The organism is Bradyrhizobium algeriense (assembly GCF_036924595.1).
GTDB lineage: Bacteria > Pseudomonadota > Alphaproteobacteria > Rhizobiales > Xanthobacteraceae > Bradyrhizobium > Bradyrhizobium algeriense.
On the sequence record NZ_JAZHRV010000001.1, the window covers coordinates 4,689,727 to 4,713,819 of the forward strand.

Sequence of the window (24,093 nt, forward strand, 5' to 3'; positions counted from 1 at the left end):
GCCCCGCATGCCCGCACCCAAGCCGCCTGCTTTCGAAACCTTGAGCCTGCACGCCGGCCAGCGCCCGGACCCCGCAACCGGCGCCCGCGCGGTGCCGATCTATCAGACGACTTCCTACGTGTTCCAGGATTCCGACCATGCCGCCGCGCTGTTCAACCTCGAGCGCGCCGGCCACATCTACACGCGCATTTCCAATCCCACGACGGCGGTGCTCGAGGAGCGCCTCGCCGCGCTCGAAGCCGGCGTCGGCGCGATCTGCACGGCGAGCGGCATGGCCGCAATGCATCTGGCGATCGCGACGCTGCTCAATGCCGGCGATCACATCGTCGCCTCCTCCTCGCTCTACGGCGGCACCATCAACCTGCTGGCGCATACGCTGCCGCGCTTCGGCATCACCACCACCTTCGTCAAGCCGCGCGCGCTCGATGAATTCCGCGCGGCGATCAAGCCGAACACCCGGCTCGTGATCGGCGAGACCATCGGTAATCCCGGGTTGGAGGTACTGGATATTCCCGATGTCGCCCAGATCGCGCATGACGCCAAAATTCCGCTGCTGATCGACAACACCTTTGCGACGCCGTTTCTTAGCCGCCCGATCGAGCTCGGCGCCGATATCGTGATGAACTCGGCGACCAAGTGGATCGGCGGCCACGGCATCGCGATCGGCGGCGTCATCGTCGATGGCGGCCGGTTCGACTGGCACGCCTCGGGCAAATTCCCCCAGCTCACCGAACCCTATGCCGGCTATCACGGCATCGTTTTCGACGAACAGTTCGGCCAGGCCGCCTTCATCATGCGCGCGCGCACGGAAGGTTTGCGCGATTTTGGCGCCTGCCTGTCGCCGACCAATGCGTTCCAGTTGTTGCAGGGCGTCGAGACGCTGGGCATCCGCATGGAGCGCCACATGAGCAATACGCTCGCGGTGCTCGAAGCGCTGACCGCCAACAAGGCCGTCGACTGGGTGCTGCATCCCGCGCTTGAGAATCATCCCGACCATCAACTCGCGAAGCGACTGCTGCCGCGGGGCGCCGGATCGATCGTCTCTTTCGGCATCAAGGGCGGTCGGGCGGCGGGCAAGAGATTCATCGAATCGTTGCGGATGATCAGCCACCTTGCCAATGTCGGCGACGCCAAGACGCTGGTCATCCACCCCGCCAGCACCACACATCAGCAAATGGACGCAGCCCAGTTGAAGGCCGCAGGCGTCGGCGAGGAGCTGGTGCGGCTGTCGGTCGGAATCGAAACCGTTTCCGATATCATCGACGATCTCGGCCAGGCGCTTCGCGCATCGCAGAAGGTTTGAACCATGCAGCTTTCCGTCAATGGTGCTGATGTCTTCGTTGCCACCGGCGGCCGTCCGTTCGATCCGTCGCTGCCTGCGGTGATGATGCTGCATGGTGCGGGTTTTGATCATTCGACCTGGGCGCTGCACAGCCGCTGGTTCGCGCATCACGGCTATTCCGTGCTGGCGCCGGACTTGCCGGCCCATGGCCGTTCTTCCGGCGCGCCGTTGCCGACCATCGCCGACATGGCCGACTGGACCGCGGCGCTGCTCGACTCGGCCGGCGCGCCGAAGGCCAAGCTGGTCGGGCATTCGATGGGCTCGCTGATCGCACTCGAGACTTCCGCGCGGCATCCGGAGAAGGTATCCGGCCTCAGCCTGATCGGCACCGCCGCCGCGATGACGGTGGGGCCCGATCTGCTTAAGGCCGCGGAGTTCAACAATCCCGATGCCATCGACATGGTCTCGATCTGGGGTCTCGGCTTCAAGGCCGAACTCGGTGGCAGCCTCGCGCCGGGACTGTGGATGCACCAGGGCGCGCAGCGCGTGCTGCAGCAGACGCGGCCGGGCGTGCTGTACAACGATCTCAATGCCTGCAACTCGTATCAGAACGCGCTCGCCGCCGCCGCGCAGGTGAAGGTGCCCGCCACCTTCATTCTCGGCGAGCGTGACATGATGACGCCTGCGAAGGCCGGCAAGACTCTCGCGGCAGCGACGCCGAATTCGCGCACCGTTGTCGTTCCAGGGGCTGGCCACATGATCATGGCCGAAGCGCCGGACGAGTTGCTGGCGGCGTTGCGTCAATAGTAGTCTCGCTTCTTTCCTTCTCCCCTTGTGGGAGAAGGTGGCGCGCAGCGCCGGATGAGGGGTCTCTATCCGCGGAGAGAGACCCCTCACCTGTCGCCGAACTTCGTTCGGCGCCACCCTCTCCCACAAGGGGAGAGGGGAAGCAGCGCCAGCTGATATAGTCCTTACTACCTCCCCGCCGGCTTGCGCTCCACCGGATGGACGTCGATCGCGCGCAACCTTCCCATTCGCAGCACGTCCATCGCGAGCGTGCGGCCGATGCGGTCGCGGTCGAGGGCGCGGATCAGATCGTCGACGCCGTTGATTTCGATACCGTCCAACCTGATAACGACATCGCCGGGCAGCAGCCCCGCCTTCTCCGCCGGACTATCCGGCTCGATCTGCGCCAGCAGCGCGCCCATCTTGTTGTCGACGCCGGCGACCACCGCGTGACGCCGCGGGATCGGCGCGGTCTGTCCGGCGACGCCGATATAGGCGCGGCGGACGTAGCCGTGACGGATGATCTCGGACAGCACGAACTGCGCGGTGTTGCTGGCGACCGCAAAGCAGATGCCCTGCGCGCCGTTGATGATCGCAGTATTGATGCCGATCACCTCAGATGCCGACGACACCAGCGGCCCGCCGGAATTGCCGGGATTGAGCGCGGCGTCGGTCTGGATCACGTCCTCAATGGTACGTCCGCTCACCGAGCGGATGGATCGGCCGAGCGCCGACACCACGCCGGCTGTCACCGTCGATTCGAATCCGAGCGGATTGCCGATCGCGACCACGAGTTGGCCGCGGCGCAGGCTCTTGGAATTGCCCAGCGAGGCGTAGCGCAGATCGCGCGCGCCATCGGCCCGCAGCAGCGCGAGGTCGGTATCGGGATCGACACCCAACACATGCGCGTCGGTGACAAAGCCTTCGATGTCGCGCAGCCTGATCTCTTTCGATGACCCGACCACATGGCTGTTAGTCAGCACGAGACCATCGGGCGAGATCACGATGCCGGAGCCAAGTCCGCCACGCTCACGCACGCTGCGCACCTTCGGCCCCGTCTCGACGCGCACGACGGCTGGGCCGACGCGCTCAGTCACGTCGATCACGGCATTGGAATAGGCATCGAGCAAGACCCGGTCATTGTCCCGGGCAGGCTCGGCCGTTCGCGATGACGGCCCGTCATCGGCGATATCTGAGGTAAAATCCAACATGGCGAGATTCCTTCGGCTCATCAGATGGTGGCCGGGAACCGTATGCGCAAGATGTCCGCGTTCGCCGCAAGGCTGGCCTGCTACGGCGCCCGCCTGAGCGTCCCCGACCTTGCCCTGACCGGATCGAGCAGCGCCCAGTCACCCTCCTCCAGCGTGTAGCCCCTGGGGAATGGTGCGCGAAGCTCCAACCCGAGCGAGCGCAACACCCGGTCGTCACGGTAATAGCATTGCAGCACGACGCGGACGAGCGTCGCTGCCGCGGCGCCTCCGGTGGCACGGAACTCGTTCGCTATCGCCTCGCGCCTGGCCGTATCGAGTTCGGCCAGGGGCTGGCCGGCGAGACGCGCGAGATGATCGAGCGCCTGCTTGACCCGCGCGGTGTCGCGGCCGAGCGTCGCCAGCATGTCGGCCTGGATCGCGGGATCGTCCGCGCCGGGCACGTTGTACTCGTCGCTGGCGGGAACGATCATCGCAGCGACGGTGCGGAGATCATCGCGTTGCGCCGAGGTCAGTTGATTTGCTGGGGACATGTTTGCTGCGGACATGGCGGTCTCAATCGAAGAGGTTGGCAAGGCGTTGTTTCATCTGGTCGGCGACATAGAGCGCGATCGCCTGGATGGTCGAGGTCGGGTTCACGCCGCCTGATGTCACGAACACGCTGCCATCGACAATGAAGAGATTCTTCACATCGTGCGAGCGGCCCCATTCGTTGACCACGGAGCGCGCGGGATCAGTGCCCATCCGCGCGGTGCCGAGCAGATGCCAGCCGCCCCACGGAATCGGGTTGTTGATGCAGATATCGGTGGCGCCGGCGGTTTCGAGAATCTCGCGGCCGCGCGCCAGTCCATGCTCCATCATCTTCCGGCTGTTCTCGCTGATCGTGTAGTCGATCTTCGGCGCGGGAATGCCGTGGCCGTCCTTCAGCACGGGATCGAGCGTGACGCGGTTATGCTCCTCGGGCAGATCCTCGCAGATCGCGGAGACCGCAAGCCGATGGCCGTTGAGCCTGCGGAACACGCGGTGATGATCCGCGCCCCACGGCAAAATGCCTTTCTGCTCGCTCGCCACCGCTTCGAACACGGGCCCTGCACCGCGGCCGAACTGGATGCCGTAGCCGCGGACGAAGCCGCGCGACAGGTCGGTGTCGTAAAACTCCTTGCTCCAGAGGCACGTCGGCGGCGCGCGGTTACTGTCGGTCGGCTCCTTCACAAAACCGTAGATCTGCGCATAGGGATGAAACATCAGGTTCTTGCCGACTAGGCCGGATGAATTGGCCAGCCCATTCGGGAAGCGGCCGGAGACCGAGTTCAAGAGCAGCCGCGGCGTACCGACGCCGTTGCAGGCGATGATGACGACCTCGGCCGGCTGGAACTGCTCGACGCCGTCCTTGTCGTAATAGACAACGCCCGAGGCCATGCCGTGCTCGTTGGTCAGGATCTCGCGCACGCGGCAATGGGTCTTGAGCTCGACGCCGGCGCGGATCGCGTGCGGCCAATAGGTGATGTCGGTGGAGGCCTTTGCGCCTTGCGCGCAGGCCGGCGTGCAATGGCCGAGATTGATGCAGCGCGCCCTCCCCTCGTAATCCATCGTCGCGACCGTGGTGTCCGACGGCCACCAGTGCCAGCCGAGCTTGTTCATCGCCTTGCCGATCAGTGGGCCGGAAAGCCCGAGCGGCTGCGGCGGCATCGGCGGGTGCGTCAGCGGCGAAAGCGGATCGCCTGATAGCCCCGAGACGCCCATCATCCGGTCGTTCTCTTCGAAGAACGGGGTGAGTGCGTCGTAATCGATCGGCCAGTCATCAGCGACGCCATCGAGCGTCTTCACCTTGAAATCGGAGGGATGCAACCGAGGCCAATGCGCGGTGTACATCACCGTCGAGCCGCCGACGCCGTTGAAGTTCACGACCTTGATCGGCGAGTTGTCGTCGTTAACAGGATAGTCCTCGGGCCGGCCGCGGATGTTCGGGCTGCTCGACCAATCGCCGTAGAATTTTGCTTCCCAGTCGCGCCCCGTGCTCGGATATTCCGACGGGTTCATCCAGCCCCCCTGGTCGAGGCAGAGAATGTGCATCTTGGTGTCGGCCAGGCTCCATGCCACCGCCGCGCCGGACGCGCCGGCGCCGATGATCAGGACGTCAACGGGATCATTCATTGTGGTTCGCTTCGCTCCCTGAACTACGTCGCCTAAGGGCGATCTCGGCTTCACGATAGGGGCAGATGCGGCCGGCAGTAAAGCTGCGTGAGGCGGGCTTGGTCGGACAAACCTGCAACCCTGCCGCGCCTCGATACCGGTTTGTTCGCGGCGGCAAGACGGGATAGCCTTGCACCAAACCATGAGCACAGGAGCGACGCCGATTCCGGACTACGACGCCATCATCATCGGCGCGGGCATGTCGGGCCTGTACCAGCTCTACCGGCTGCGCGAACAGGGTTTTCGCGTGCGCGTGTTCGAGGCGGGTACCGACGTCGGCGGCACCTGGTATTGGAACCGCTATCCCGGCGCGCGCTTCGATTCCGAAAGCTACTCCTACGGCTATTCGTTCTCCCGGGAGTTGCTGGCCGAATGGGAGTGGTCGGAGCATTTCGCCGGCCAGCCGGAGACGCTGCGCTATCTCAATTATGTCGCCGACAAGTTCGACCTGCGCCGCAATATCCAGTTTCGCAGCCGGGTGACGGCAGCGGTTTACGATGAGGGCTCGCGAAGCTGGAGCGTTACGCTCGAAGACGGCAGCCGCTTCAACACCCGGTTCCTGATCACGGCGATCGGCCCGCTGTCGACCCCTACATTGCCGCGGATCGAGGGACGCGACGATTTCAAGGGCGCGTCGTTTCACACCGCGCGATGGCCGAAGGAGCCCGTCGATTTCACCGGCAAGCGCGTCGCCGTGATCGGCACCGGCGCGACCGGCGTGCAGACCATCCAGACCATTGCGAGCCAAGTCGGCCATCTCACCGTGTTCCAGCGCACGCCGAACTGGTGTGCGCCGCTGCACAACGGCAAGATCGACGCCGAGACGCAAGCGAAGATCAAGGCAGGCTATCCGGAGATGTTCGCCCGGTGCCAGGAGACCTTTGCCTGCTTCCTGCATACGCCGGACCCGCGCGGCGCATTCGAGGTGTCGGATGAGGAGCGCGAGGCGTTTTATGAAAAGCTCTATGGCGAGCGCGGCTTCGGCATCTGGCAGGGCAATTTCCGCGACATCCTGATCGACCGCAAGGCGAACGCGACGATCTCCGATTTTGTCGCGCGCAAGATTCGGCAGCGGGTGAAGAACCAAGCGGTGGCGGAGAAGCTGATTCCAAGGAATCACGGTTTTGGTACCCGCCGACTGCCGCTCGAGACCTTCTATTACGAGGTCTATAATCAGGACAATGTCGAGCTGGTCGACATCACGGAAACGCCGATCGAGCGCATTACGCCTGAGGGCATCAGGACCAGCGAGAGGGAATACGAATTCGACATCGTCATTTATGCCACCGGCTTCGACGCCATCACCGGCAGCTTCGACAAGATCGATTTTCGGGGCGCCGGCGGCGCGCGACTGAAGGACAAATGGAGACAAGGGCCGGAGACGTATCTCGGCATCATGGTCCATGAATTTCCGAACATGCTGATGCTGATGGGGCCGCACACTGCGCTCGGCAATATTCCGCGCAGCATCGAATACAGCGTCGACTGGGTGACGGGGCTCATTCGTTTCGCGATGGAAAGGAAGCTGACGCGGCTGGAGGCGACGCCGGAGGGTGTTGCCTCCTGGACCGATCACGTGAAAGCGCTCGGCGTCGGGCTGTTGTCCAACGAGGTCAACTCCTGGATGACCGGCATAAATTCCAACGTCGAAGGCAAGCAGACGCGCATCGTCGCCCGCTACAGCGGCAGCGCGCCGGCGTATCGCGCAAGGTGCGACGAGGTGGCGGCGAAGGGGTATGATGAGTTGCGGCTGGGGTAGCGGTTGACGCGCGCGGCCTAGCCGTCCGACGCCCTGTCATACCCCGCGAAGGCGGGGTATCCAATACGCCGCGGCTTATCGGTTCTATCATTGCCGTCTCTGGAATGCTGGATCGTCCGCCCCAGTGCGCAATTGCGCACAAGGCGGACGATGACGGCTGCGGGGATGACGGCCTTGCAGCCGTCCACCGTCATTGCGAGCGCAGCGAAGCAATCCATAGTGCCGCAAGTGGAAACGTGGATTGCTTCGCTTCGCTCGCAATGACGCCGAGAATCCGTAGGGTGGGCAAAGCGTAGCGTGCCCACCATTCACGGCAATCGTTGCGGATAGATGGTGGGCACGGCGCTGACGCGCCTTTGCCCGCCCTACGGCTCTCCGTTACCACGCATCAATACACGGCCGCTTCTTGGTCGCGCGCACTTCCGGCTTCGGCACCGAGCGCAGGCCGGCCATGATCCACTGCCGCGTGTCGGCGGGATCGATCACCTCGTCGATCTCCAGCACAGAGGCGATCGAGACCGCCTTGCCGTTGGCGTAGAGTTCGTCGACCTTGGCCTGGTAGTATTCCTCGCGCTCGACGGGGTCTTCGATCGCTTCCATCTCCTTGCGGAAGCCGAGCCGGACATAGCCTTCCAGCCCCATGCCGCCGAACTCGCCGGTCGGCCAGGCCACCGTGAAGAAGGAGGCGTGGAAGCCGCCGCCGATCATGGATTGCGCGCCTAAGCCATAACCCTTGCGCAGCACGATGCCGAACAGCGGCACGGTGAGGCTGGCGCCGGTCACGAACATGCGCGCGACATGGCGCACGATCGCGGTCTTCTCGGCTTCGGGACCGACCATGAAGCCCGGCGTATCGCACAGCGATAGTATTGGAATGTCGAAGGCATCGCAGAGCTGCATGAAGCGCGCGGCCTTGTCGCCGGCCGGCGCATCGATCGCGCCGCCGAGATGCTTTGGATTGTTGGCGATCAGGCCGAACGGCTTTCCTTCGATGCGGATGAAGGCGGTGATCATGCCGACGCCAAAATCCCGGCGGATTTCCAGCACCGAACCTTCGTCCGCAAGAAGATCGATGACGGTCCTGATATCATAGACCCGCAGGCGGTTTTCCGGGATCGCCCGCCGCAACAGGCGCTGATCCGGCGCCTTCCAGTCGGTAACCGCGCCCTGGAAGTACGACAGATATTTTTGCGCAGCAGCCGTCGCTTCCGCCTCATCCTCGACAAGGATGTCGATGACGCCGTTCGGCGACTGGAACGACACCGGCCCCACTTCGGCCGGATGATAGACGCCGAGGCCGCCGCCTTCGATCATCGCGGGGCCGCCCATGCCGATCGACGCGTTCATCGTCGCGATGATGACATCGCAACAGCCGAGCATCGCGGCGTTGCCGGCGAAGCAATAGCCGGAGACAACGCCGATGACGGGCACCAGGCCGGAGAGTTTTGCGAATTGCACGAAAGACGGCCCGTCGAGGCCGGTCATGCCGAGCCGGTCGGTGTCGCCGGGACGGCCGCCGCCGCCTTCGGCGTAAAACACCAGCGGCATCCGCCATTGCTCGGCAAGGCCCAGCATGCGGTCGATCTTCTTGTGGTTCATATGCCCTTGCGTGCCGGCCAGCACGGTGTAGTCGTAGGCAATCACCATGCAGCGCGCGGCATCCGCACCAAATTTTTCCGCGTTCACGGTGGCGACGCCGGAGATCAGGCCGTCGGCAGGCGTGTTGCGGATGAGGTCGTCGACCGCGCGCCGCCGGCGCTGGGCGGCGATGGCGAGCGAGCCGTATTCGACGAACGAACCTTCATCGACGAGTTGCGCGATGTTTTCCCGTGCGGTGCGCTGGTTGGTCTTGCGGCGGCGCTCGACCGACGCCGGGCGGTTTTCATCCAGTGTAATGGCGTGGCGCTCGATCAGTTCGGCGAGATCGGGCCGGATGTGATCGAGGTCGACGTCCTCTTCCTCGGCCACATCATGGGCGTCGATCTCGGCAGGCTCCAGATAGAGGATCGCCTCGTCCTGCATCAGCGTCACGCCGGCTTCCGCCGCGACCTTCGTCACCCTGCCGCCATGCGGCGCCGTCACCAGATGCTCCATCTTCATGGATTCCAGCACGGCGATCTGCTGGCCGGGGCGAACGAGGTCCCCTTCCCTGACATCGACAGCCACGATCGTACCCTGCAGCGGCGCGGGAACGGGCTCTGAGCCTGCCGGTCCCGATCCGGCAGCCGCGGCTTCCGATATGGGCGCGCTGTCGTCGGCCGCGACGCCGGATTCGATCAGCGCCGCCTCGGCGGTCGCTTTGGCTTCGCCGACGAGATCAGCGACATGGGCCTCGATGAAGCCGGTGCTGACGCGGTTCTCGACAAAATCCGGATGCACCAAAATCGCCGCCAGGAAGGGAATGTTGGTGGCAACGCCGCCGATGCGGAACTCGCGCAGCGTCCGCGTCGCCTTGTGCACGACGTCGGTCCAGTTGCCACCCGGCGAATGCACGATGACCTTGGCGAGCAGCGAGTCGAAGGCGGTGCTGGTGCGGTATCCCGAATAGCCAAATGTATCGACGCGAACGCCGGGGCCAGACGGCAGGTCGAACAGCGCCAGCGTCCCGCCGGTGGGCTTTGTCCCGCCGGTCTCGTCCATCACCTCCATGTTGACGCGGAGCTGCATCGCAAAGCCGCGCGGCCTTGGGATATAGGCCTGCGCCAGACCGAGCGAACCCAGCGTGGCGCCGGCCGCGACCGCGAGCTGCGACTGCACGAGATCGAGGCCGAGCACCTCCTCGGTGACGGTATGCTCGACCTGGAGCCGCGGATTGGCCTCGATGAAGGCGAACGCCTGATCGCTGGTTTTGGCGTCGTTATCGACGAGGAATTCGAAGGTGCCGAGGTTGTCGTAGTTGGCGGCGGCGGCGAGTTCCTTGGCGGCGTCGATGATGCGCCCGCGCAAGGCGTCGTTGAGCGACGGGCTCGGCGCGACCTCGATGAGTTTCTGGTTGCGGCGCTGGATGGTGCATTCACGCTCCCAGAGATGGCTGATGGCGCCGTAGTGGTCGCAGATGATCTGCACCTCGATGTGGCGGGCGTTGCGGATCAGGTGCTCGACATAGACGCCGTCGCTGCCGAAGGCCGCCATCGCCTCGGACTGGCAGCGCGCATAGGCCTCCTCCAGCTTGCCCGTGTCGTCGACGATGCGCATGCCGCGGCCGCCGCCGCCGGCGATCGCCTTGATCATGATGGCGCCGCCGGGCCCTAAAGATTCCAGGAAGGCCCTTGCCTCTTCCAGGCTGGTCGGCCCGCTGGTGCCCTCGATGATGGGCACGCCGCATTGTTTGGCCAGCGCCTTCGCCTGCGCCTTGTCGCCAAACAGGTCGAGCGCCTCCGGCGACGGCCCGACAAAGACGATGCTTTCCTCGATGCAGCGCCGGGCGAGCGCGGCGTTCTCGCTGAGGAAGCCATAGCCTGGGTGCACCGCCTCGCATCCGGTCGCCTTGGCGGCCGATATCACGGCCTCGATGTCGAGATAGGCCCGCGCGCCGCGGCCGGGGATTTCGCAGGCCGCGTCGGCGGCGCGGACATGCAGCGATTGCGCATCGTCGGCGGAATGGATCGCTACGGTAGCAAGGCCGGCGTCGCCCGCCGCGCGGGCGATGCGGATGGCGATCTCGCCACGGTTGGCGATCAGCAGCTTGTGGAAGGACATTGACGTTTCCGTTCAGGCACCGGCGCGAAATGAACGGGTGACCGGCTCACCTCGCCCCCGCGTGCTTCCCCATACACCAACGGCAGCGCGATACGGCCGCGGTTCGATTTCTTGTTGCTGAACATGAAACCTTTGCCGGGATTCTGTGCAAGTGGAATTTCGTTCCACATCACGGAATTCACACAGCAGGATGAGGCGCTTAGCGCGTCACCGGCAATCGAGCTGGGCTTCGAACCAGTTCTGCAGCGATGCCGACAGCGGCGGCCAGGCCCGCTGGAAGGGCGTGAGTTGCCTTGCGTTGGCGCGGTAGATTCCGCGCAACTCGTGCTCGATCGCGGGGAGATCGACGCCGGTGCAGCGACCTTCGTTGACGATTCGCCGACCGTCCACGACCACGTCGCGGAGCAACGACGCATTGCCGCGGGCGAACAGGAGGTCGATCGGATCGACCGGCATGATCTGGTCGCGGTCGAGCCGATCCAGATCGATGGTGGCGAAATCGGCCGGCGCGCCGGCGACCAGCGCGCCGGTTCCGGGCGCGCCCGTCGCCTTGCGGCCATTGGCGATCGCGAGGCTCAGGAATTCGGGGGTTGTCCAGGTGCGCTGGAAGCCCAAGCCGCCGTGCATCATCTGCACCAGCCGCATCTCGCGCAGCACGTCGTCGTCCTCGTCGAGCGCCAGCCCGTCGACGCCGACCGCGATGGCGCAACCGCATTTGTGCGCGGCGGCGATCGGCGCGAGGCCGGAGCGCAAATGGAGATTGGAGGAGAAATTGGTGACGATGCGCGCGCCGGAGGCCGCGATCATCTCGATCTCGTCGGGGCGGGCATGGATGCAATGCGCCAGCGTCAGCCGGTCCGACAGGAAGCCGATGTCGCGGAGGTAGCGGACGATACCGTCAGGAAAATGCCGGTCCGCCCAGGCGCGCTGATAGATGGTCTCCAACAGATGCATATGGATACGGCGTCCGGTCTGCGCGGAGTTCTCCGCCACCGCCTCCAGCAGCGGCTTTGAGCACCACTGCACGCCGGCCGGGCCGAGCTGCACATCCACCTTCGGCCCTGCGATGGCCGCGGCGATCGCATTCGTCAGCTCTATATAGGCTTGCGGCGACATCGGCGCGCGGACGAACATTTGCTCGATCGTGCTGCGATCGTCTTTGGAAAGGTTGGAGAGAACCGGTTCTTCATCGCCATACACGACAGGATTCTGATCGCGCACCGCAAGCGCGAACGCGATGCGGATGCCAACGTCGGACGCTGCGCGCGCAATCGCGCCGGCCTCTTCCACCAGCGCCATCGTGCCGCTCGGGCGGGTGTAATGGATCATCATCGCCGCGCAGCCGGCCAGCGCCGAACGCGCCAGGGCAGAGGCTGCGGTCAGATAGGGATCGACCGGCGTGCCGAGCGCGGAGCGCAGGATCCAGCTTTCCAGCGGCATGCCGACCGCGCCGAACGAGGACGCGGTCGGCCGCGCATGGTCGTGGGCATTGACGAAGGCCGGAAGCACGAGGGAGCGCGGGCTTGTGGCGGAAGGCGCTCCGGTGGAGATATCGGTGATGATTCCATTGTCGTACTGCAGCACGACGTTTTCGAGCAGGCCGCGGTCAGGGCCGGAGAACAGGCTGCGTGCGGCAACTTCCGTGGTCACGATAGCACTCCGTCATTGCCTGCGACAAACGCGAAGCGTTTGCGCAAGGGAGCGAAGCGACGAAGCAATCCATCTTTCCCCGTGCAGGGGCTTCGCTTCGCTCGCAATGACGGCAAGGGTATCTGCCCTTTAGTTCGCCGTATAGACCAGCTCCCGCTCCGCGCGCGGCGGCAAAAATTCGCGCGAGAAGATTTCCGCGGGCGTCGGCGCGCGGGCGAGCTGATAACCCTCGACGATGATGCCGATGGCGCGGGCCATGCGGTCGTCCTTGACGTCGCCGACGCCGATTTCCTTCATCTCGGGCGAGACGATCAGCTTGTCGAAGGAATATTGCAGGCGGCGCTTTTCGACTTCGACATTGATCAGATTGTCGTAATTGACAGCGGCTTTCATCCCGGCATTTTGATCCTTGGCGATCGCGATCATGCCCTTGTTGACGGCGCGGACGAGGCCGGCGACGGCCTTCGGATTGGACGCGAGCAGCTTGCGCGAGACCATCACGCCGTTGGAATAAAGGTCGAGGCCATAATCGCCGAACTGGAACCATTTGTAGTCCTTGTCGGGATCCTGGCGGTTCAGCACGAGGTTGAAGTAGCTCGTGATGTTGAACACCAGGGCGGCGTCGATATCGCCCTTGATCAGCATCGGCTCCTGCAGGTTCGGCGCCATGTTGGAGATCTTGATCTTCTCGCCTTCGAGCTTGTTCTTCTGCGCAAACACCGGCAGCAGCCGCGTCGTCGGCGTGCCCTGCGCGCCGCCGAGCGTATGGCCCTCGAAATCCTTGATGGTGTTGATGCCGCTGGTCTTCTTGGTGACGATCGCAAACGGCGGCTGGTTCCAGATCATGTAGACCATGACCGGGGCATCCTGCGGCTTGGTCGAGGCGTTCTGGATGATGGCGTTGACGTCGCCGAAGCCGGCATCATAGGCACCGGACATGATGCGCGTCACCGTGGCGCCGGAGCCCTCGCCCTGGTCGATCACGACATTGAGGCCTTCCGCTTTGAAGAAGCCGTGGTCCTTGGCATAGAAGAACGCGGCATCGCTGCCTTGCGTCTTCCAGCCGAGGGTGAACTTGATCGTCGTTTCCTGGGCGTTGGCGGTGCCGGCGAACAAGGCAACTCCCAACAGCGCGGCGCTTACTCTGGCTAACATCATGGTCTCCTGGATCAAGGGTTGGATGGCGTCGGCGAAAAATTTCTTCATGTCGCGATCACGTCGTTCTTGCGAGTGGCCCAGCCAGTGACGCGTCCCTCGATCGCCGAGAAGATCACGTAGAGCGCGACGCCGAGGCCGGCGAGCACGAACAGGCCGGCGAACACCAGCGGCACGTTGAAATTGGAGGACGCGGTCATCATGACGTTGCCGATGCCACGGTTCGAGGCGACGGTTTCCGAAAGTACCGCGCCGACAAAGGCGTAAGAGATCGCGACCTTCAATGACGCAAAGAAGAACGGCATGGTCCGAGGCAGCCCGACATTCCAGAGAATGTCGAGCTTGCTAGCGCCGAGCGCCTTCAGCACGTCTTCGAGTTCGGGCTCGGTGGTGGCGAGGCCCGTCGCGATGTTGACCACGATCGGGAAGAAGCAGATCGAGAGCGCGGTCAGCACCGCCGGCACCGAGCCGGAGCCGAACCACAGCACGAAGATCGGCACCACGGCGACTTTCGGGATCGACGAAAACCCCACCAGCAGCGGATAGGCCGTATCGTAAGCCGTCTTTGAAATGCCGATGACAGCGCCGAGCACTACGCCGAGGCCGACGCCGAGCACGAAGCCGATCATCGTCGTGGCCAGCGTCTGCAGGATGTGCGGCCAGAGAATCGGGAATTTCTCAAACAGCGTGACGAACACCTGCGACGGGCGCGGCAGCACCAGATCGGACATCCCGGTCATCAGGCAGAACAATTCCCAGGCGACGAAGAACAGCACAATCAGTGCCGCCGACCAGGCTTTCTGGCGATAATCGAGATCGGGCATCTCAAACCGCTCCCTGTGTTGCCGAAGCTTCTCTTGACGCCGTCCGGGCATCCTCGATGAACGCGCGCAGTTTTTGATTGAGCGCCACGAAGTCCGGCTCGAACGTCATGGCGACCGTGCGCGGGCGGGCGAAGGTGACGTGGCTGTCGTCGAGGATGCGGCCGGGGCGCGCGCTCATCACGCAGATGCGACTGCCGAGAAACGCCGCCTCGCGCAGGTCGTGCGTCACCAGCAGCACGGTCGGCTTGTGGGCGATCCAGAGGTCCTGCAGGATCGACCACAGCTCTTCGCGCGTGAACTGATCGAGCGCGCCAAAGGGCTCGTCGAGCAGCAGCATCCGCGGCTCATGGATCAGCGCCCGGCACAGATTGGCGCGCTGAAGCATGCCGCCGGAGAGTTGCCAGGGGTAGCGGTTGCCAAACCCCTTGAGGCCGACCTGCTCCAGGAGCGCGTTGGCCTTGTCGCGGAATTCGGTCTTGCGGAGTTTTCGGAATTGCGAACGAAAGGGTTCGACGATCTTGAGCGGCAGCATGATGTTCCGCTCAATCGTCATCCAGGGCAGCATGGTCGGGTTCTGGAACGCCATGCCGACGCGCAAGGCGCGCGCCGCCACTTCCCGGCCGCCGACGATCACCACGCCGGTGGATGGCTGCACCAGCCCGCTCACCAGCCGCAGGATGGTGGACTTGCCACAGCCGGACGGCCCGACGAGAGCAACGAACTCGCCATCGGCGATCCGCAGCGTCGTGGTGGAAAGGGCCGGCACAGCGCGGTCGCCACGGCCGAAGGTGACCGAGGCCTCTGACAGTTCGATGGCGATGGGGGCGGCGGAAGCCGGAACCGGCAAGCCAGAGAATTCGGAATGTGGTTGCATGCGCATCATGGCTGGAAGTGCATGCAAGCCGAATGCCAGCGAAACTTGCGTTTGAAATCAATGGTATCGCGGATGATCGCCGAAGCGGACGGATTCCTTTTGTGCAATCCGGCCCTCAAACTGCATGCAATTGAGGCGCTCAATCGGTGCGCAATTGTGATAAGAGACGCCATCCGAAGCACTTCCCGTTAGGATTCGCCGATGGCGCCTCGCTCCGCCAGCAAGTCAGCCGTACCGTCCGACAAGGTCGGCGTGATCTGCCGCGCGCTTCGCCGCGCCATCATCGAGCAGGCGCTGGAGCCCGGCGCGAAACTACCGGAGGACTCGCTTGGAGAAAGGTTCGGCGTCAGCCGCACCATCGCCCGCCATGCGCTGGGGCAACTGGCCGCGGAAGGCCTCGTCGAGCTTCGCCGCAACCGGATCGCGGTCGTGGCGACGCCAAGCTGGCAGGAAGCGCGCGATGCCTTCGATATCCGGATCGAACTTGAGCGCCTGGTGGTGCGGCAACTCGCCGGCAAGCTGACCAAGAGCCAGGTCGCCGAACTCAACGCCCATGTCGATGCCGAGGACCACGCCCGCGACGGCACGGACGCGGTGTCGATCAGGCTGGCGACGGAATTCCACATCCTGCTCGCCAACATGACGAACAGCCCGATCCTGGTGCGCTACGTCAGCGAGGTCGCCTATCGCTGCTGCCTGACGCTATCGCTGTACAGCCGCCCGCATTCGTCGGAATGCGCGATCAACGAGCATCGCGCGATTATCGCAGCACTGGTCAAGGGCGACGAAGCCAAGGTGATGAGCCTGATGCACAGGCACCTGGATTCGGTCGCCAACCGCGCGCTGGTCGCCCCTGCCCCGCAGCGTGGCCGGGATCTGCTGGATATTCTGGCGCCCTATGCGGACGAGGCGGATAGTGCCCGCGTGGTGAAGCTGCCGAAGGTGGTGCGGGCGCGCTGATCGTCATTGCCTGCGACAAACGCGAAGCGTTTGCGCAAGGGGGCGCAGCGACGAAGCAATCCACACTTGCTTTGCCGCGCGATGGATTGCTTCGCTGCGCTCGCAATGACGGTGGAGAACGCCCTACGCCTCGATCCCCATCTGCACCAGAATCCGCTCGGCACTGTCGTTCCAGACGTCCATCTTCATGATCTGGCCGCCCTTCACCACGAAGCGGTCGACGTAGCGGTTGCCTTCGAACGGCGTGCCGTCGAGCCACTCGCCGTAGAGCGTGCCGATGCTGTAGACGACGGTCTCGTCCGCGCCCGGGCAGACGTCGAAACGGTCCATCTTCTTCTTGACCCAGCGATAGCGCCGCGCGTTGAAGCCGGTCGGCCCGCGCGGATGATCGAACTCGCGCCCGCCGGTGAAGGTGATGATGGCGCCGGGCTTCATGTAGGCCGACGCAGCCTCGGGATCCGGAATCATCGACGCCGTGAGATAGGCCTCGACCACCTCGGCGTCGGACATTCGCTTGGATTCGGCTTTCGCAACGGACATGGCGGTTTCTCCTGATGGATAATACTACAATCGGACCGTCAAACTGCATGCACATATTTTGAACAATTGAGGCCCTAAACTGCACACAATCTGGAGCTGCCCCGCGCGCGGGCTTCCGCTAGGCTCGGGGCCCGCTCCAGCCTGCTCGGACCCATGAACGCGAAAACGGCCTTCGACCTCATCTTCCGCAACGCCAGAACCCGGACCGCAGCCAACCCGGTCGATATCGGCGTCACCGGCGGGCGCATTGCTGCGATCGAACCGCGGCTTGCCTGTGAGGCGGCCGAGATCGATGTCGGCGGCAGGCTCGCCCTGCCCGGCTTCGTCGACACCCACATCCACCTCGACAAGGCCTGCCTGCTCGGCCGCTGCGGCCACGACCACGGCAGCGTCGCAGAGGCCATCGCCGCGGTCGCGGCCATGAAGCGCGATTTCACGGTGGAAGACATCTATGCGCGCGGCGCGCGGGTGATCGAGCGCGCCATCGTGCATGGCACGACGCGCATGCGCACCCATGTCGAAATCGATCCGCGCATCGGCCTGCGCGGCTTCGAGGCGGTCAAGGCGCTGAAGCGCGCCTATACCTGGGCGCTCGATCTCTCGATCTGCGTGTTTCCGCAGGAGGGCCTGACCAACGATCCCGGTGCTGAAGAACTGCTGATTGCGGCCTTGCGTGACGGCGGCGACGCGATCGGCGGCTGTCCCTATATGGACACCGACCCGAACGCGCATCTCGAAAAGATTTTCGGCCTGGCGCAAGAGTTCGACGTCGATATCGACCTGCACCTCGACTTCGATCTCGATCCGTCCTGGTGGCATCTCGAGGAGGTCTGCCGCCAGACCGAACGGCGCAACTACCAGGGCCGCGTCGCGATCGGTCATGCCACCAAATTGTCAGCGCTGCCGCCGGATCGACTGAAGGCGGCCGCAGCGCGGCTGGCCGGATCGGGCGTCGCCGTCACCGTGCTGCCCGCGACCGATCTCTATCTGATGGGCCGCGACGCCACGCACAATGCACCGCGCGGGCTGACGGTGGCGCACAAGCTCGTCGAAAGCGGCGTCCTGTGTTCGGTCGCGACCAACAATGTGCTCAATCCCTTCACCCCGTTCGGCGACGCCTCGCTGCTGCGGATGGCGAATTTCTACGCCAATGTCGCGCATGCCGGCGTCAGCGAATTCGACGCCTGCCTCGATCTCGTCACCGAGCTGCCGGCGCGGCTGATGAACCTGCGGGATTACGGCATCGCGCCGGGCAACCCGGCCGATCTGATCATCCTCGACACCGACAGCGGCGCAAATGCGATTGCGGAACTGCCCGACATGCTGATGGGATTCAAGAACGGCCGGCAGGTGTTCGAACGGCGGAAGCCGACGCTGTTTCGACCGCAAGCATAGCCGCTCCGCAACCTCGTCATGGCCGTGTCACCCGGCCATGATGACGGAGCCGAGACGATGCTTCGAGGCGCCGGGCGAACCATGCAGGCCGTGCCCTGCCTTATGCGTTGCCCTGCAATTGACGGCCCCGCCAATCATTGTTGTTATCGGCCAACCACAACAACAAGCCCCGGGGCAGGAAATCATGAAAAAAGCCGCTCAAATAAGAAGCGTCGAAACGCTCGCCTGCGACGCCGGCTGGCGCAACTACCACTTCGTCAAGATCATGACCGAGGACGGCATCGTCGGGTGGAGCGAGTATGACGAGGGCTTTGGCGCGCCGGGCGTGACGGCAGCGATCGAGCGGCTGGCGGCGCGCATTGTCGGCAAGAACGCCTTCCAGCACGAGCGGATTTATGCGGAACTGTTTGCGGCGACACGACCGGCCGCGGGCGGCGTGGTGGCGCTGGCGCTAGGCGCCATCGAGAACGCGCTGCTCGACGTCAAGGCGAAGGCGCTGGGCGTGCCCTGCTACGAACTGCTCGGGGGCAAGATCCGCGACCGCATCCGGGTCTACTGGTCGCACTGCGCGACCTGGCGCATCAACCATCCCGACTGGTTCAAGCCGGCGATCACTAGCCTCGACGGCGTCAAATCCATCGGCAACGAGGTGCGTGAGAAGGGCTTTACGGCGATGAAGACCAACATCTTCGTCTATACCGACGGCAAGCCGCAGGGCTGGCGGCCCGGCTTCGGCTCGCCGTTCGAGCCCGAGATCAACGTCGATCGCAAGGTGCTGCGAAACCTCTGCATGCATCTGGAAGCGATTCGCGACGGCGCCGGGCCTGACGTTGACCTGCTGCTCGACCTCAACTTCAACGCCAAGACCGAAGGCTACCTGAAGATCTTGCGCGCCATCAAGGATATGGACTTGTTCTGGGTGGAGATCGACATCTTCAATCCGCAGGCGCTGGGATATATCCGCCGCCAGAGTCCGCACCCGGTCTCATCCTGCGAGACGCTGTTGGGCCTGCGCGAATTCCTGCCCTACTTCAGCGAACAGGCGATGGATGTCGCGATCATCGACACGCCGTGGAACGGGGTGTGGCAATCGATGAAGATCGCCGCCGCTGCGGAGCATTTCGAGGTCAACGTCGCCCCGCATAATTTCTACGGCCACCTCTGCACCATGCAGAACGCACACTTCTCCGCCGCCGTGCCGAATTTGCGCATCATGGAAACCGACATCGACCGGCTGGCGTGGGACCATGAACTGTTCACGCATGTGCCGGAGATTGTTGACGGCCATCTCATCATGCCGGATCGCGCCGGCTGGGGCACCGAACCCAACGAGGAAGGCCTGCGCGCCCATCCGCCGAAGAGCCAGGGCGGGCTGCTGAATTACGGGCAGAAGAAGTAGGCGCGCGCTCAGACTTCGTAGGGTGGGCAAAGCGAAGCGTGCCCACCATTCCCGGCAACGCGTGTGGATAGATGGTGGGCACGGCGCAAACGCGCCTTTGCCTACCCTACGCTCTCAGGGCTGGGGAGGAACGATGCCCGCGCTCAGTTATCATTCGGCGCGCTCGCGAACGCGCTCTCGATCACGTCGCCGATCGGCTGCCAAGTGTTGCCGTCGAACTGCACCAGCCGCATCTGCTTGATCGGGTGGAAGTCGGCCGGACCGGTGTTGATCACAATTCCCGGAAGCACGACCGGACTCTGGTAATTCCTCAGCGACGCCGCCTGCCGCATAATGTTCTCGCGCGACAGGTCGTCGCCGCACTGGGTCAACACCTGGACCAGGGTTTCGGCCGCCGCGTAGCCGAAGATGGCGTAGCTATCCTCCTTGTCGCCGTCGGGATAATATTTGTCCATGAACGCGAGCCACCCCTTGACGGCGGGATCTTCCTTCCAGGCGGTGTCGCTGGCATCCTTCAGAAACGAGGTGGAGATTACGCCGACGGCGTTCTGAAGCCCCGCCGGTCGCAGCGCGTTGGCGATCGAAGCTGCCGCATTGACCAGCAGCAGGACGGGATGCCAATCCAGCTCGGCCGCTCTGCGGATGGCACGCGCCGAGATCGGCGGCGCGCAATTGAGCACAAGCACGTCGGCCCCGGAGTTCTTGAGGATGTCAACCTGGGTATCGATTGACATGTCCGCATCAATGGCGATGTCGGCCACGATCATGTTGGCGGTGAGGCCGAGCCCCTCCTGCAATCCCCGGAACAGATCGCGGCCGAACTGATCGTTCTGCCACAGCACGGCGATCTTCTTGCTTGGATAGGCGGCCTGGATGTAATTGGCATAAATCCGCCCCTCGGCCCGAAAGGTCGGCTGCCAGCCCATCGTCCACGGAAATCGCTTCGGGTGCGCCCACTCTTCGTCGCCGGAAGCGACAAAGAGCTGCGGGATGCTCCGCTCGTTGAGATAGGTTCGCGTCGCCAGGTTGCTCGGCGTGCCGAACGATCCGAACATCAGGTGCACGCGCTCATGCTCGACCAGTTCACTGGTGTGCTCGACCGCCGTTCTCGGATTTGAGCTGTCGTCGCGGGAGATGAACCTGATCTTGCGCCCATTGATGCCGCCGCGCTCATTGATCATGTCGAAATAGGCGGCCTCCGCCCTTCCGATCGAAGCGAAAGCGGCCAGCGGCCCAGTATAGGGCATGATGTTGCCGATGCGGATTTCGGTGTCGGTAACGCCAGCGCCGTGGACCGGCTGCGCGGCCGCTGAAGCCCATACCAGCGCGGCGGCGAGAAACGATACAATACGTCTGGCTTTTGTTGTTGTTTGCATCGACATGGCCTCGAACGCCAAGCTCGTGGAAGCTTGTGACGCCAACCCAGCGGAAGTGATGATAGCGCGCAAAATCCGGTTGTTGAACTCAAATGTTGGGGCAGACCCGTTGGCTCTACCCGTCCTAAGTATATATCAGAAACACGATCGTTCCGACGATCAAGGTCGCGGCCATGAATAGCAGCACGGCGGGGAGCCCGAAGATCGTCGCAACAATGCCGATCGTCGATTACATCAGCGCGGCGCCGAGGAAGAAGGCGAGATTGATCGCAGACAAGGCCTTGCCGGCATTCTGCGCGTCCACGAGGTGCCGCGTCATGCCGTAGAGCAAGGGTTGCGTCGAGATGGCGATGCCGATCAGGACGAACAGCGCGCCGTCGATTTGTACCGGCACGGCCTTCACGCCGAGCAGTTCGGACATCGGATAATGGGGCGCGCCGGCCGCCATCAGCGCGAGCAGCAACGCGGCAAGGCAATGCGTGGCGGCCAACACTTCACGGCGATGGCCGATGCAGCGATCGAGAATCCCCGTCAGCACGGGGCCTGCGATCAGCGCGAGCGTGAACAGGCCGAGCATATTGCCCGCCTAGATGCGACTGAGCGCTTTGATCTCCATCAGCCATGGGCCGCCCCACAATCCCCGCAGCACCAGCGAGGCCGCGAGCGACACCGGCGACAGCGCGATCAGGCCGCGAAGACGGGTCGGCATGCGCCGCCGGCTGTTTCGGGACCAGCGCGAATACCGCCATCGCCACCGCCGAATCAGTGCGAGGATGTTGGTATCCGCGTCATCGGCCTTGCCGTCCATAAGCCGTCTCGCCCCAAATTTGTCTTGGGGCGCGAGGTATCATCAACAGGGCGGGAACGCGAATCCGGCGAGACTGCCCGATCAACTCTTGTGGAACACCAGTGTCCGCAGCTCGATGCTCTCGCGGGGGGCCGCGTCGGCGGGCGTGGTCGGATCGGTGAAAGCGGTATGCGGCCCGAACCGCGTGCGGCCGTCGGTTGAGGAATCGTAGCACTTCAGCAGCAACGCTTCGTCGGTCCTCATTTCCGGGATGTAGTACCAGCGATGGTTCGGGTTGTATTTTACGGAATAGGTTTCGCCGCTGCGGTTCGGATAGATCAGGTCGGAGGCTATGAGATCGCCCGCCTCGACCGTCTGGCCGTCGCACATCGCAAGCGGCGTATCGCGCAAGGGACCGCGGATCGGCCGCCAGACATTGATGACCTGCACGCGCCCCTTCAGGAGTTCGTCGGCCTCGTCGGGAAGGTGCTCGCGAACGCGGTTGGCACCCGAGATGTCGGTCTGGTCGACATGGACCCGCGTGGCCGGCTGCCGCGGTCCGGCGCCCCTGATATCGGCGGCGCCATCGACGCGCTTGCGCACGGTGTGGTCGAAGATGAAGACGCGGTCGGCTTTGAGCGTCGCCTTCAGGAAGGCCTCCACGGCGGGGTAGTAGACGCTCCTCACTTCCTTCTCGTCGTAGAAATCCTTGACGATGGTGGGATGGCGCACCAACGCAAAGCCTTCGCGGTCCAAGGAGAGGTTGCCGGCGATCAGGCGAGCATCGAAGATCGGGACGTTATGCGGTTCAGGCAGCGCGGTGGATTTGGGTTCGCCCGGCGGCGGATCGAAGGCGTAGGTGCGGGGCTTTCCCGGGGTCGGCGCGAGATAGTTCAGCTCGGCGGTGACGAAGGGAAGCGATTCGAGTTTTGCTTGTTGCAGGCCCATGGTGGTCTCCTGGACTCCATTGTTTGTTCTGTTTGATCTCGGCCCGGCCCCCGAGGCCCGCAAGACGTTTCCGAAAATAGCAACGATGCCATTCCCGGCGGTGGCAAACGGGAAAAATCCTTTTTCAGGACGCCTTCCGAACCGGATGGTATTTCCGGCACTCACGGGCTCGTCATCGCCCGCGAGCGGCGCGATCCGGCCCTTCGATGCGTGAAGCGCGAACCTGCCCTCACCCGCAGGCCGCTTGATCATGCCGGCCCGCGGGACCAAGATGGCATTATCGGCCGATCATCGGCGTCGGCTCAACCAGCGGCAGGGAGGACCGCGACCGGGAGAACACCATGCAAGTCACGATGAAAGATCGCGTCGCCGTCGTCACCGGTGGCAGCAAGGGAATCGGGCTCGCCGTCGCACGGCAGTTCGCCGCCTCGGGCGCCAAGGTCGCGATGCTGGCGCGCGGCGCGCAGGACCTGAAAGCCGCGCGGGAATTGCTGGCCAAGGAAGGCCTCGCGGTTCGCGACTATATCTGCGACGTCTCGAAGGCATCAGATATTGCCAAGGCGCATGAGAAGATCACAACCGATCTCGGCCCGGTCGATATTCTCGTCAACAACGCCGGCACGGCGCGGACGATGGCGTTCGAAAACATCTCTGACGAAGCCTGGCAGGAAGACCTCGACCTCAAACTGTTTGCTGCGATCCGTTTCTCCAGGCTGGTCTGGCCGGGCATGAAGGCGCGCAAATGGGGCCGCATCATCAACGTGCTCAACACCTACGCCAAGGCGCCGGTGGCATCCTCGGCGCCTACCTCGGTATCGCGGGCGGCCGGCATGGCGCTGACCAAGGTGATGGCTGGCGAAGGCGGCGAGCACAACATCCTGGTCAATGCCATGCTGGTCGGCCTGATCATGAGCGATCAATGGGTGAAGCGGCACGCGGCGCAGGCGCCGGACATGGATTTTGAGGTGTTCGCCAAAAACCTCGCCAAGGGTACCCCGCTGGGGCGCATCGGCACGGCGGAGGAATTCGCCAATTTGGCCTGCTTCCTCGCCTCCGAGCAGGGATCGTTCATCACCGGCACGGCCATCAATGTCGATGGCGGTCGTTCGCCGGTGGTGTAGCGGGACCGGGCGCAAACGGCGCGGCACACTGAGGTTACCTCGCCCCGCGTGCGGGGTGAGGTCGAATTCGCGCTAGCGAATTTCGGGTGAGGGGGACTCTCCGCGAGCACCTCTGCTAGCGAAGTTGCGGAGGCAGC

20 protein-coding genes are annotated in these 24,093 nt (G+C 64.0%); 7 read left to right on the forward strand and 13 right to left on the reverse strand.

Features of this window, described 5'->3' with window-relative positions; translation table 11 throughout:
* Positions 1–7 precede the first annotated feature (7 nt).
* Together V1286_RS22690 and V1286_RS22695 are read left to right on the forward strand one after the other, a co-directional pair.
* On the forward strand, positions 8–1,303 hold the full coding sequence (locus V1286_RS22690) for an O-acetylhomoserine aminocarboxypropyltransferase (protein WP_334482860.1): 1,296 nt from the start codon (positions 8–10) through the stop codon (positions 1,301–1,303).
* Between the two features lie 3 nt (positions 1,304–1,306).
* Complete coding sequence (locus V1286_RS22695; RefSeq protein WP_334482862.1) at positions 1,307–2,089, forward strand: alpha/beta fold hydrolase; 783 nt, start codon at positions 1,307–1,309, stop codon at positions 2,087–2,089.
* 167 nt (positions 2,090–2,256) lie between these two features.
* Here the strand turns inward: V1286_RS22695 and V1286_RS22700 are convergent, their stop codons facing one another.
* The 3 genes from V1286_RS22700 to V1286_RS22710 all read right to left on the reverse strand — a co-directional run bounded on the left by V1286_RS22700 (position 2,257) and on the right by V1286_RS22710 (position 5,430).
* Positions 2,257–3,279 (reverse strand): S1C family serine protease, encoded by a 1,023-nt coding sequence (locus V1286_RS22700; RefSeq protein ID WP_334482863.1) that lies wholly within the window; start codon positions 3,277–3,279, stop codon positions 2,257–2,259.
* An 80-nt stretch (positions 3,280–3,359) separates the two neighbouring features.
* Positions 3,360–3,809 (reverse strand): hypothetical protein, encoded by a 450-nt coding sequence (locus V1286_RS22705; protein WP_334489828.1) that lies wholly within the window; start codon positions 3,807–3,809, stop codon positions 3,360–3,362.
* A 22-nt stretch (positions 3,810–3,831) separates the two neighbouring features.
* Complete coding sequence (locus V1286_RS22710) at positions 3,832–5,430, reverse strand: GMC family oxidoreductase (protein ID WP_334482865.1); 1,599 nt, start codon at positions 5,428–5,430, stop codon at positions 3,832–3,834.
* A 181-nt stretch (positions 5,431–5,611) separates the two neighbouring features.
* Here V1286_RS22710 and V1286_RS22715 point away from each other — a divergent pair, with 181 nt between their 5' ends.
* Positions 5,612–7,228: a flavin-containing monooxygenase gene (locus V1286_RS22715; RefSeq protein WP_334482866.1), complete on the forward strand. Its 1,617-nt coding sequence runs from the start codon at positions 5,612–5,614 to the stop codon at positions 7,226–7,228.
* A gap of 378 nt (positions 7,229–7,606) precedes the next feature.
* Here the strand turns inward: V1286_RS22715 and V1286_RS22720 are convergent, their stop codons facing one another.
* From V1286_RS22720 to V1286_RS22740, 5 genes are all read right to left on the reverse strand, one after another.
* Positions 7,607–10,927, reverse strand: coding sequence for a carboxyl transferase domain-containing protein (locus tag V1286_RS22720; RefSeq protein WP_334482867.1), 3,321 nt, complete (start codon positions 10,925–10,927; stop codon positions 7,607–7,609).
* Positions 10,928–11,134: 207 nt separating this feature from the next.
* Positions 11,135–12,577, reverse strand: a complete 1,443-nt coding sequence (locus V1286_RS22725) for an amidohydrolase family protein (protein WP_334482869.1) — start codon at positions 12,575–12,577, stop codon at positions 11,135–11,137.
* Between the two features lie 129 nt (positions 12,578–12,706).
* On the reverse strand, positions 12,707–13,732 hold the full coding sequence (locus V1286_RS22730) for an ABC transporter substrate-binding protein (RefSeq protein WP_334489830.1): 1,026 nt from the start codon (positions 13,730–13,732) through the stop codon (positions 12,707–12,709).
* A 47-nt stretch (positions 13,733–13,779) separates the two neighbouring features.
* Positions 13,780–14,556 (reverse strand): ABC transporter permease, encoded by a 777-nt coding sequence (locus V1286_RS22735; protein WP_334482871.1) that lies wholly within the window; start codon positions 14,554–14,556, stop codon positions 13,780–13,782.
* Between the two features lies 1 nt (position 14,557).
* Positions 14,558–15,436 carry an ABC transporter ATP-binding protein gene (locus tag V1286_RS22740; protein WP_417021275.1) on the reverse strand — a complete coding sequence of 293 codons (879 nt, stop codon included), beginning with the start codon at positions 15,434–15,436 and terminating at the stop codon, positions 14,558–14,560.
* A 195-nt stretch (positions 15,437–15,631) separates the two neighbouring features.
* Between V1286_RS22740 and V1286_RS22745 the strand changes: the two genes are divergently transcribed.
* On the forward strand, positions 15,632–16,390 hold the full coding sequence (locus V1286_RS22745; RefSeq protein ID WP_334482876.1) for a GntR family transcriptional regulator: 759 nt from the start codon (positions 15,632–15,634) through the stop codon (positions 16,388–16,390).
* Positions 16,391–16,513: 123 nt separating this feature from the next.
* Here the strand turns inward: V1286_RS22745 and V1286_RS22750 are convergent, their stop codons facing one another.
* Positions 16,514–16,930, reverse strand: coding sequence for a nuclear transport factor 2-like protein (locus V1286_RS22750; RefSeq protein ID WP_334482879.1), 417 nt, complete (start codon positions 16,928–16,930; stop codon positions 16,514–16,516).
* A gap of 153 nt (positions 16,931–17,083) precedes the next feature.
* Between V1286_RS22750 and V1286_RS22755 the strand changes: the two genes are divergently transcribed.
* Together V1286_RS22755 and V1286_RS22760 are read left to right on the forward strand one after the other, a co-directional pair.
* Positions 17,084–18,325, forward strand: a complete 1,242-nt coding sequence (locus tag V1286_RS22755) for an amidohydrolase family protein (protein ID WP_334482882.1) — start codon at positions 17,084–17,086, stop codon at positions 18,323–18,325.
* 184 nt (positions 18,326–18,509) lie between these two features.
* Entirely contained in the window at positions 18,510–19,724 is a 1,215-nt protein-coding gene (locus V1286_RS22760; protein WP_334482885.1) for a mandelate racemase/muconate lactonizing enzyme family protein, read from the forward strand.
* Between the two features lie 143 nt (positions 19,725–19,867).
* Here V1286_RS22760 and V1286_RS22765 read toward each other — a convergent pair whose 3' ends face one another.
* The 4 genes from V1286_RS22765 to V1286_RS22780 all read right to left on the reverse strand — a co-directional run bounded on the left by V1286_RS22765 (position 19,868) and on the right by V1286_RS22780 (position 22,835).
* Positions 19,868–21,100 (reverse strand): ABC transporter substrate-binding protein, encoded by a 1,233-nt coding sequence (locus V1286_RS22765; protein ID WP_334482888.1) that lies wholly within the window; start codon positions 21,098–21,100, stop codon positions 19,868–19,870.
* Between the two features lie 229 nt (positions 21,101–21,329).
* Complete coding sequence (locus V1286_RS22770; protein ID WP_334482890.1) at positions 21,330–21,677, reverse strand: hypothetical protein; 348 nt, start codon at positions 21,675–21,677, stop codon at positions 21,330–21,332.
* Between the two features lie 9 nt (positions 21,678–21,686).
* Positions 21,687–21,908, reverse strand: coding sequence for a hypothetical protein (locus V1286_RS22775; protein WP_334482892.1), 222 nt, complete (start codon positions 21,906–21,908; stop codon positions 21,687–21,689).
* Positions 21,909–21,989: 81 nt separating this feature from the next.
* Positions 21,990–22,835, reverse strand: a complete 846-nt coding sequence (locus tag V1286_RS22780) for a CmcJ/NvfI family oxidoreductase (RefSeq protein ID WP_334482894.1) — start codon at positions 22,833–22,835, stop codon at positions 21,990–21,992.
* 341 nt (positions 22,836–23,176) lie between these two features.
* Here V1286_RS22780 and V1286_RS22785 point away from each other — a divergent pair, with 341 nt between their 5' ends.
* Positions 23,177–23,956: an SDR family oxidoreductase gene (locus V1286_RS22785; protein WP_334482896.1), complete on the forward strand. Its 780-nt coding sequence runs from the start codon at positions 23,177–23,179 to the stop codon at positions 23,954–23,956.
* Positions 23,957–24,093: the final 137 nt, after the last annotated feature.

Bases quoted from the DNA above. Each gene is read 5' to 3' on its own strand.
- V1286_RS22690 (WP_334482860.1), top strand. From the start codon at position 8: ATGCCCGCACCCAAGCCGCCTGCTTTCGAAACCTTGAGCCTGCACGCC.
- V1286_RS22695 (WP_334482862.1), top strand. From the start codon at position 1,307: ATGCAGCTTTCCGTCAATGGTGCTGATGTCTTCGTTGCCACCGGCGGC.
- V1286_RS22700 (WP_334482863.1), bottom strand. From the start codon at position 3,279: ATGTTGGATTTTACCTCAGATATCGCCGATGACGGGCCGTCATCGCGA.
- V1286_RS22705 (WP_334489828.1), bottom strand. From the start codon at position 3,809: ATGTCCCCAGCAAATCAACTGACCTCGGCGCAACGCGATGATCTCCGC.
- V1286_RS22710 (WP_334482865.1), bottom strand. From the start codon at position 5,430: ATGAATGATCCCGTTGACGTCCTGATCATCGGCGCCGGCGCGTCCGGC.
- V1286_RS22715 (WP_334482866.1), top strand. From the start codon at position 5,612: ATGAGCACAGGAGCGACGCCGATTCCGGACTACGACGCCATCATCATC.
- V1286_RS22720 (WP_334482867.1), bottom strand. From the start codon at position 10,927: ATGTCCTTCCACAAGCTGCTGATCGCCAACCGTGGCGAGATCGCCATC.
- V1286_RS22730 (WP_334489830.1), bottom strand. From the start codon at position 13,732: ATGTTAGCCAGAGTAAGCGCCGCGCTGTTGGGAGTTGCCTTGTTCGCC.
- V1286_RS22735 (WP_334482871.1), bottom strand. From the start codon at position 14,556: ATGCCCGATCTCGATTATCGCCAGAAAGCCTGGTCGGCGGCACTGATT.
- V1286_RS22740 (WP_417021275.1), bottom strand. From the start codon at position 15,436: ATGCGCATGCAACCACATTCCGAATTCTCTGGCTTGCCGGTTCCGGCT.
- V1286_RS22745 (WP_334482876.1), top strand. From the start codon at position 15,632: ATGGCGCCTCGCTCCGCCAGCAAGTCAGCCGTACCGTCCGACAAGGTC.
- V1286_RS22750 (WP_334482879.1), bottom strand. From the start codon at position 16,930: ATGTCCGTTGCGAAAGCCGAATCCAAGCGAATGTCCGACGCCGAGGTG.
- V1286_RS22755 (WP_334482882.1), top strand. From the start codon at position 17,084: ATGAACGCGAAAACGGCCTTCGACCTCATCTTCCGCAACGCCAGAACC.
- V1286_RS22760 (WP_334482885.1), top strand. From the start codon at position 18,510: ATGAAAAAAGCCGCTCAAATAAGAAGCGTCGAAACGCTCGCCTGCGAC.
- V1286_RS22765 (WP_334482888.1), bottom strand. From the start codon at position 21,100: ATGCAAACAACAACAAAAGCCAGACGTATTGTATCGTTTCTCGCCGCC.
- V1286_RS22770 (WP_334482890.1), bottom strand. From the start codon at position 21,677: ATGCTCGGCCTGTTCACGCTCGCGCTGATCGCAGGCCCCGTGCTGACG.
- V1286_RS22775 (WP_334482892.1), bottom strand. From the start codon at position 21,908: ATGGACGGCAAGGCCGATGACGCGGATACCAACATCCTCGCACTGATT.
- V1286_RS22780 (WP_334482894.1), bottom strand. From the start codon at position 22,835: ATGGGCCTGCAACAAGCAAAACTCGAATCGCTTCCCTTCGTCACCGCC.
- V1286_RS22785 (WP_334482896.1), top strand. From the start codon at position 23,177: ATGCAAGTCACGATGAAAGATCGCGTCGCCGTCGTCACCGGTGGCAGC.